Below are 9,093 nucleotides of genomic sequence, written 5' to 3'. Positions count from 1 at the left end.
GGCGGGGTACCTCGCCGACCCCATGCTCACCGAACTCGAGATCAAGATCGGCCAGGGCGCGAAACCGGGTGAGGGAGGGCAACTTCCGGCACCCAAGGTCACCGTCGAGATCGCCGCGGCCCGCGGCGGCACTCCGGGCGTCGAACTCGTCTCTCCCCCACCGCATCACGACACGTACTCGATCGAGGATCTCGCGCAACTCATCCACGACTGCAAAGCAGCGCGGGTGCGTGTGATCGTGAAGCTGGTGTCGTCGGAGGGCATCGGAACCATCGCCGTCGGAGTCGCCAAGGCAGGCGCCGACGTGATCAACGTCGCCGGGAACACCGGCGGCACCGGCGCGGCGTCGGTCACCAGCCTGCGCTACGCCGGACGTGCAGCCGAGATCGGCCTCGCCGAAGTGCACCAGGCGCTCTGCGCGCACGGTCTCCGCGACAAGGTCGTCCTCCGCGCGTCGGGGGCTCATCAGACAGGTCGCGACGTCGTGGTCTCGGCACTACTCGGTGCCGACAGCTTCGAGTTCGGTACCGCCGCCCTGATGATGATGGGCTGCGTGATGGCCAAGAACTGCAACATCAAGTGTCCGGCTGGCCTCACGACCAATCCCGAACTGTTCGACGGGGATCCGCGCGCCATGGCGCAGTACCTGCTCAACGTCGCGCACGATGTGCGGGAGATTCTCGCCGACCTCGCACTCGGAGATCTGCGCGCGGCACGCGGTCGCACCGACCTACTCGTCGGAATCGACCACCCTGCGATAGTCGGGCGCCTCGACACCGCGCCGCTCCTCGCGCGCGTCGACGGCGAAGTCATCACCGATCCGGTCTACCTCGAGGCCGACTTCTCCGTCGACGACTCGCTGCTGACCCAGGTGCGCGAGTCGCTCTTCGACGCCGGGGCCACCAGTGTCGTCACCACCCCGACGATCCTCGGCAATCGGAACAAGAGTGTCGGTGCGCAACTGGCCGTCGACATCGAGCGCGTCCTCAACCACACCGCACCCGACGACCCCGCTTCCGAACACATCGACCTGGCGCCGACCGTCTACGTCGACGAACGCGGGCGTCGTTATCTCGCACCCGATTCCGTCACCATCCCCACGTCGGGGTCTGCAGGGTTGTCCTACGGCGCCTTCTGCAACGACGGCCTGCGCCTCGAGCACACCGGTACGTGCAACGACGGTGTGGGAAAGTCGATGTCGGGCGGCGCGGTCGTGGTGCGCTCTCCCGGTGGAGGTTCGCCCGCGGAGGGCGGCAACGTCCTGGTCGGCAACTTCGCACTGTTCGGGGCACCGGTGGACGCCTGTTCGTCGAAGGTGAAGCCGGAGACCGCTTCGCCGTACGCAATTCGGGTGCCACCGCAGTGGTCGAGGGCATCGGCGAGTTCGGTTGTGAATACATGACCAACGGCGCCGTCCTCAACATCGGCGGATTCGGCCGAGGACTCGGCAACGGCATGAGCGGCGGCTTCCTCTATCAATACGATCCGGCCTGTGTGCTCGCCGACCGGATCAGTTCGGACTCGGTGCTCGTCGGGGCGATCACGGGAGTCGACGACCCGCTCGCACCAATCCACCACCACGCGGTCCACCTACTCCTCGAGATGCATGCGGAGGCAACCGGTTCCGCACTCGCCACCCGGCTCCTCGAGAACTGGGAGACCGAGCGGCACTACATCAGCTACGCGATGCCGCGCGCCCTGGTGACTCATCAGGACGCCCCGACGCTGTTGGCCACGATCGGTCACCGCGCACTCGTCGACGAACTGTCCGGGTCCATCGCCACCGATCAAATCAGGACTCTCAAGCGACATGTCAAAAGCCAGACGCCGATACTCGACGGCCTCGTCCCCGATTACGGTCACACCGATGACGCCACGATGTACCGGCTCCTCAACGCGTTCACCGTGTTCCATCTCGCCCGCGAGGTCGCCCAGACGCGTCTAAGTCGTTCGAGATCGACGGTCGTCGGTGCGGATTCGCGGTCGGAACACCTCGTCGCGCGAGCCGCACGCAACCTCGTCCTGACCGAAGACTTCGACCTCATCACACGCGTGGGCACGTTCGTCCGCGGCATCCTCGCCGACTACGACGAACAACAGATCGCCGCGCTCATCTCCGCCAAACGGATCGACGACTACAAGCGGGCGCTCGCCGCCCGCAACGTGCGCTCCGTCGACGCGCCGGCGACCTACGGCTGGATCATGCACCAGGACAACCACATCCGTGACGTGTTGGGTTCTCTCCCCGACTTCGACGCACTGTTCGCTTCGCGGACCGTGCCGACGGTCGTCGAGGCACTCGCGGCTGCGGAGCCGCACAGCCCCGTCGCGGCAGCGACACCACACAGCCCAGTCGCGGCCGACGACATCGCACCTCTCTCACACCCGAAGGCGGGATGACATGCAACTGCCCTACATTCCCAACGACATTCCCTTCACGGGCGACCAAAAGGCTTGGCTTGCAGGCTTCCTCGCTGGCCTGAACACGAGAATGACCATGCCGCAACCGGCCTCTGCACTCGGCGTCGGGCACACGCAGGCCGAATCGACGTCGGCCGGACAGTCCCAGCCATTGCTCATCGCCTATGGCACCCAGACCGGAAACGCGGAGATGCTCGCCGAGAAGGCGAAGGCGAAGGCCGCGGAGATCGGCCTCGATGCACGAGTCAGCGACCTTGCCGACCTCGACCTCGCCACGCTCGGCACGACGACTCGACTGCTCGTCGTCACGTCGACCTACGGTGAGGGCGACATGCCAGACGACGCCGAGGACTTCTGGCAGGCACTCGCCGCGCCCGAGGTCGGTCGACTCGACGGGCTGACATTCGGCGTTCTCGCACTCGGGGATTCGATCTACGATGGCTTCTGTCAGGCGGGCAAGAATGTCGACACGCGGCTCGCGGAACTAGGTGCGACACGGGTCGTCGAACGTGTCGACTGCGATGTCGACTATCAGCAGACGGCCGACGAGTGGCTGGCGCGGGCACTACCCCTCTTCGCGCAGGCCAGATCTGACCGCGAATCGTCGACCGTTGCGCAGGCGGGCGAGACCGGAGCCGCGGCGACTGACGTCGAGATCACTGACGTCGAGATCACTCGGACCGACAGATCCGACGCAGAGAAGCCGCCGAAGCCTGCGCGCCAACGCAAGTCGACGTGGGGTCGCAAGAATCCCTACCCGGCGACGGTGATCGCCAACAGCGTTCTCTCCGGCACCGGTTCGGCCAAAGAGGTTCGGCACCTGGTGATCTCGCTGGGCGACAGTGGCATCACCTACGAGCCCGGCGACGGACTGAGCGTCGTACCGCGCAACGATCCCGCGCTCGTCGACCGCATCATCGACAGGCTCGGTGTCTCACCGCAGACACCGGTCGTCGATCGCAAGGAGCAGCGTCCGCTGCGCGAGGCACTGCTCCACCGCTATGAGATCGCGACAGCGTCGAAGTATCTCGTCGACTACATCGCAGCCCGTAGCGGTGATGCCGAACTCACACATCTCGCCTCCACCGGCGACCGCGAAGCGCTCGACGCGTGGCTGTGGGGTAAGGACGTGCTCGATCTACTCAACGTCGACGAGTCGCTGACGATCACCCCCGACGAGCTCCTCGCGGAGTTGCAGCCGCTCGCCCACCGCGTCTACTCCATCTCGTCGAGCCCGCGGGCACACGCCGGCACCGTCCACCTGACGATGGCGACGGTCCGCTACCGGTCCGGCGAGCGCGACCGCGGTGGGGTGTGCTCGACGCACCTCGCAGACAGAATCGCCGACGACGAGACGATCGGCGTGTTCGTGACACCCAACAAGTCGTTCCGCCTCCCACCCGACGACGCGAAGGTCGTCATGGTCGGACCGGGTACCGGCATTGCTCCATTTCGCGCGTTCCTGCACGAGCGGGCCGAACGCGGTGCGGCGGGCAGCAACTGGCTGTTCTTCGGCGATCAACACGAGGCGTGCGATCACATCTACCGCGACGAAATAGACCAGTTCGTGGCCGATGGACTGCTCGACCGCCTCGACCTCGCGTTCTCACGCGATCAGGAACACAAGGTCTACGTGCAGGACAAGATGCGCGCTCACGGAGCCGAACTCTTCCGCTGGCTCGACGACGGCGCGTACCTGTATGTGTGCGGCGATGCGACTCGAATGGCGCGCGACGTCGACGATGCGTTGCACGAGATCATCGCCGAGCACGGCGGGCACAGCGCCTCGGCGGCGCAGGATGTGGTGTCTCAGCTCAAGAAGGACAAGCGGTACATGCGTGACGTCTACTGACCTCACCTCGAGAAGCAGTTGAAAGGATGGCAACGATGCCAGCCAACCCGCCCGATCCACGACAACCGACAACCGGCTCCGCGCGACGCTGCGCACGCGACGGCGCATGCCGCTGCAACCGGGCAGCACACGCCAGCGACCTCGACGCGTTGCTCGCCGACCCGCAGTTCTCGGGACATCTGTTGCGGGGCAACGCTTCCGCGATCGGTCCACACCTACCGCTGCTCGATCAGATCGTGAGCGTGACCGTTGCGGGACCTGTCATCCTCAACGACGTCGGTGTCCACGAGACACCAACCGTGACGGGTGGGCCGATCCGCTGCCGCCCCGGCAGGGTGTCGTTGCGCCTGCACCCCGATCATCTCGGCGCCGCACTCGTCAGCGAACCCGCCGCGCAGGCGCCCCCCATGCTCCGACTCTTCGACACCGACGGAAACACCGCTCACGCAACGTATCTGACGGAGACGTCGGACAGATTGGCATTCGAGGCCATCGGATTATCTGCCGACACGTTCTCGTCCGACAACTCGCCTGACGTCGACATTGCGAACGATGCGCCGGAAGTCGCCGTCTGTTCCGACGACGCCCTCGACGATCAGGTCACCCAGCTCGACAGCATCCTCGCCGACGGCGGGGTGTCACGTCTTGCCACTATGCCGGCACGAGAAGGCTTCGCACGCATCGGCTCTCGCCAGGCCATCGCTGCACTCCAGCATGCTGCGCTCCACAACGTAGAACTGACGATGGCCGCCGCGGCACCGGGCTGTGTCCAGTTGCACCACGATCAGCTCGACGGCGCACGCGAACACGAGGGACAGATGCTGCTGGCATCCGGGCGCGCACGGGCGATGATCAACTTCAATCTCGTCACCGAGTGCTGGGTCACCTGGACGCAGGGCGTGTGGGGCCCGACCGGATCCATCGAGATCTACGACCGCCACGCGCGATGCGGAATGGTGATCACGCAGACCGGCGCGGTACCGCCCGCGATGTTCGACGCGTGGGATCACCTGATGGCCGAACTGGCTGCCTGAACCGACCCTGCCCGACGACCCGATCGGTTGCTGATGTGTCCGTGAGGTCATGTTCGACGACACGAATCGCTCCGCACGAACACCGTTGGTAGACAACCACACCCGTCGAGGTGAGGTGGCGCGACTGAGCGGTCCAGTGGTGTGCGTGATCGAGATGTGTGAGTGACATGCCTCCACTGTGATGTAATGGCATTGTGCATTTCAACCATTACGGACAGGATGCCGTCGGACTGGCCGTCGACCTGGCCAATAACCCTCCGACGGATGCGGACGAGCTCGTCGCCAGATGCGACGCAGCAGGTTTCGTGTTCGACGCCGAGGACGTCGGCCCCGAAGACCTGGACAAGACCCTCGACTATCTCGAACACTGGCGGAATGTCGCGCGCGCGACCGACGAGCAGAAGCGCGCAGACCTGTTGAACGCGTTGCTGTTACGGCACGCCGCCGCTCCCCGACTCACGAACCACGCGCAGACGGGGTGGCATCTACACTTCCGCGACGACGACGTCGCGGGCTGGCAGCAAATCTGTGTGTTGATCTCTGCCGCGACCGCGCTGCACCTCACCGGACGCGGCATCGACCGCATGGGTGCATGCGAACTCGCCGAATGCACCCATGTCTTCGCCGATACCTCGCGCAACGGACGGCAACGCTACTGCTCACCGGCATGCGCAAACCGCGCGGCTGTGCGACGCCACCGCGCCGCGCAGGCCACCAGCTAGCGTCAGTCGTCCTGCGGCGTCAGTCGTCCTGCGGTGTCAGTCGTCCTGCGGTGTCAGTCGTCCTGCGGCGTCAGTCGTCCAGCAGTGTCAGTCGTCCTGCGGTGTCAGTCGTCCTTCATGGCGCCGGGGGCGTTCGACTGCACCTGGAGCAAGAACTCGTAATTGTTCTTGGTCTTCTTGAGCTGGCTGATCAGCAGGTCGATGGCCTGCTGCGAGTCGAGTCCGCTCAGCACGCGACGGAGCTTGTGCATGATGCCGAACTCCTCGGGCGACATCAGCAGTTCGTCCTTACGGGTGCTCGACTGGTTGACGTCGACAGCCGGGAACACACGACGATCCGCGATCTTGCGGTCGAGCTTGAGCTCGGCGTTACTGGTGCCCTTGAACTCCTCGAAGATCACCGTGTCGCCGGTCGAACCGGTCTCGACCAGCGCAGATGCGATGATCGTCAGCGATCCGCCGTTCTCGATGTTGCGAGCGGCGCCGAGGAATCGCTTCGGCGGGTAGAGCGCCGTCGAGTCGACACCACCGGACAGGATGCGTCCCGATGCGGGCGACGCGTTGTTGTACGCACGGCCGAGGCGGGTGATCGAGTCGAGCAGCACCACGACGTCTGTGCCCTGCTCGACAAGGCGCTTGGCGCGCTCGATCGCGAGCTCCGAGACCGACGTGTGGTCTGACGGCGGACGGTCAAACGTCGAGGCGATGACCTCACCCTTGACCGAACGCTGCATGTCGGTGACCTCTTCGGGTCGCTCGTCGACGAGGACCACCATGAGGTGGCATTCGGGGTTGTTGATCGCGATCGCGTTGGCGATGTCTTGCAGGATCGTCGTCTTACCTGCCTTCGGAGGCGACACGATCAGTGCGCGCTGCCCCTTACCGATCGGCATGATGAGATCGATGACGCGAGTGTCGAGTTGCTCCTTGGCCGTCTCGAGACGCAGTCGCTGGTTTGGGTACAGCGGTGTCAGTTTGTTGAAATCCGGTCGCTTACGGGCAGATTCGACGTCCGACTCGTTGACCGAGTCGAGACGCACCAACGGATTGAACTTCTGTCGCTGATTCTGCTGCTCGCCATCGCGCGGGACCTTCACGGCACCGGTGATCGCGTCGCCGCGCCGCAAACCGTTCTTGCGGACGAGATTCATCGAGACGTACACGTCGTTGGGACCGGCGAGATATCCCGAGGTCCGCACGAATGCGTAGTTGTCGAGAACGTCGAGAATGCCTGCGACAGGCTGCAACACGTCGTCGTCGGAGATCTGCGGCTCACCGCCACCCGAACCGTCTCGGTCACGTCCGCGGCGGCGCTCACGGAAGCGACGGCCGCGGCGTCCGCGGCCACCTTCGCCGTCGTCGTCGCGATTGTTGTTGTCGCGATTGTTGTTAGGACCCTGGTTCTTGCCGCTGTTCTGGCCGCCCTCGCCGCTCTGGTTGCCGCCACCCTGGTTGTTGTTGCCGCCCTGGTTGCTGCTGCCCTGCTGAGCCGAGTTCGAGCCGTTCGAGTTCGAACCGCCCTGTCCGCCGTTGCGGTTGCGGGCGCGGTTGCGATTGTTGCCGCCGCCCTGGTTCGTTGCGTTGTCGGACTCACCACGTCCGTTGTCGCCACGCGCGTTGTCACCGCGGAGGTCGTCGCCCCGGCTGCTGTCGCCCCGACTGCTGCCACCATGGTCGTTGTTCGACTGGCCGCTGTCGGTCCGAGTGCTCTGCGCACTCGACTCGACAGACGCGCCGTTCGCGCTATCGGCAGAAGTGGTGTCGGCAGAGCTGCCCGACTGCGGATTGGCGGTGGTCTCGGAGGTGATGGTCATCTGCTCCGGCGCCGAGTCGGCGGATGTTGCGGTCTTCGTGCGGCGAGTCGCGCTGCGGGCTGCCCTGGGAGCCTCCACGTCAGTGGTCTCGGCCTTGGGTGCGGTTGCCTGCTGTGAGGTTGCCTTGTGGGCGTCGGCGGCAGCTGTTCCTGCGCCCTGACGCTCCTTGATGGCGGCGATCAGATCGCCCTTGCGCATTCCGGACGTGCCCTTGATGCCCAGCTCACCAGCGAGTGAACGGAGTTCGGTCAGCACCATGCCGGAGAGGCCTGCGCGTGTCTTGGTCTTGGGTGCGCCTTGGTCGTCGGCGACGCTTGGCGCGGTGATCAGGTCCGTATCAGTCACGGATGTCCTTTCGTTCCTCCGCAGTCAGATGCTGCGTGAGGTCGTGATGTCGCCTACTGAGGTGTCCGACGCCGCTCGATCGGCTCGACGCGTCGTCGACCTTCAGAGGAAATGACCGCCGTCCGTGCTGGATGGGCGGACAAGATTGTGGTCCGGCTGCGGTGTGTCACTCCTGAACTGCTGTGCTCTCGCCTGAACTGCTGGGCTCTCGACAAGAATCTGCTCTCGACGAGAAATGCCAGCTCGCCGATTGCGCGATGCCCCAGATCGGTGACTGCTCTTATTCGCACCCGGGAGCCGACCGGATACTGATCAGAGATCGGTGAGAAGCACGGCGGAACGAGCCTGCGCGGCTAGACCAGTTTATGATAACCCCCCAGGCATGGTACCGGCAACACGCCGAATCCGCATGAGGAGATTCAGCCGATCTGGACGCCGCCCGCGATCTCGAGTTGCTGCACACGAAAACCCTGCTCGGCCGCGAACTCGCGGGCCGTCGAATCGACTGATCGCGTGTCGAGGACCAGCACACTCGGGCCGGCTCCGGAGACCGTCGCAGCATATCCCCGTGCGCGGAGGGCGGCGACGAGCCGCGCGGTCTCCGGCATGGCGGCCGCGCGATAAGGCTGATGCAACCGATCGTCCGTTGCCGCGAACAGACAACTCGGATCGGACGTCAGCGCGACGACAGCGAGCGCTGCGCGACTGACGTTGAAGATCGCGTCGGCACGCGGGACGTCGTCGGGCAGCAGGCCTCGGGTGAACGACGTCGACGACTCGGTCGACGGAACGAAGGCTGTCGCCCGGATGCCGGGATGGACGTCGAGTCGCCGCGCGCCGTAGCGGGCATGCTCGCCGGGTTCGATCCAGGTGACGACCGCTGACCCGAGGACGCTGGCCGCGGC

The 9,093-nt window shown here is 65.3% G+C and carries 4 protein-coding genes and 2 pseudogenes; 4 read left to right on the top strand and 2 right to left on the bottom strand.

Features of this window, described 5'->3' with window-relative positions:
• From A5777_RS14305 to A5777_RS14290, 4 genes and pseudogenes are all read left to right on the top strand, one after another.
• Window positions 1–2,400, top strand: a pseudogene (locus A5777_RS14305) (glutamate synthase-related protein); the annotation flags it as partial.
• 1 nt (window position 2,401) lies between these two features.
• The gene (locus tag A5777_RS14300) at window positions 2,402–4,273 is read left to right on the top strand and encodes a sulfite reductase subunit alpha (RefSeq protein ID WP_064863175.1); all 1,872 of its coding nucleotides are present in this window, start codon (window positions 2,402–2,404) and stop codon (window positions 4,271–4,273) included.
• 35 nt (window positions 4,274–4,308) lie between these two features.
• Window positions 4,309–5,307, top strand: a complete 999-nt coding sequence (locus A5777_RS14295; protein WP_331710598.1) for a heme transporter — start codon at window positions 4,309–4,311, stop codon at window positions 5,305–5,307.
• Between the two features lie 194 nt (window positions 5,308–5,501).
• The gene (locus A5777_RS14290) at window positions 5,502–6,029 is read left to right on the top strand and encodes a CGNR zinc finger domain-containing protein (RefSeq protein ID WP_064863173.1); all 528 of its coding nucleotides are present in this window, start codon (window positions 5,502–5,504) and stop codon (window positions 6,027–6,029) included.
• 104 nt (window positions 6,030–6,133) lie between these two features.
• Here A5777_RS14290 and rho read toward each other — a convergent pair whose 3' ends face one another.
• Both rho and A5777_RS14280 read right to left on the bottom strand, forming a co-directional pair.
• Entirely contained in the window at window positions 6,134–8,188 is a 2,055-nt protein-coding gene (gene rho, locus A5777_RS14285; RefSeq protein ID WP_064863172.1) for a transcription termination factor Rho, read from the bottom strand.
• Window positions 8,189–8,607: 419 nt separating this feature from the next.
• Window positions 8,608–9,093 (bottom strand): annotated as a pseudogene (locus tag A5777_RS14280) (homoserine kinase); the annotation flags it as partial.

It is taken from the genome of Gordonia sp. 852002-10350_SCH5691597, assembly GCF_001665715.1.
GTDB classification, from domain to species: domain Bacteria; phylum Actinomycetota; class Actinomycetes; order Mycobacteriales; family Mycobacteriaceae; genus Gordonia; species Gordonia sputi.
The sequence above is the reverse complement of the archived record's forward strand: the minus strand, read 5'-3'. Positions and strand labels throughout refer to the sequence as shown.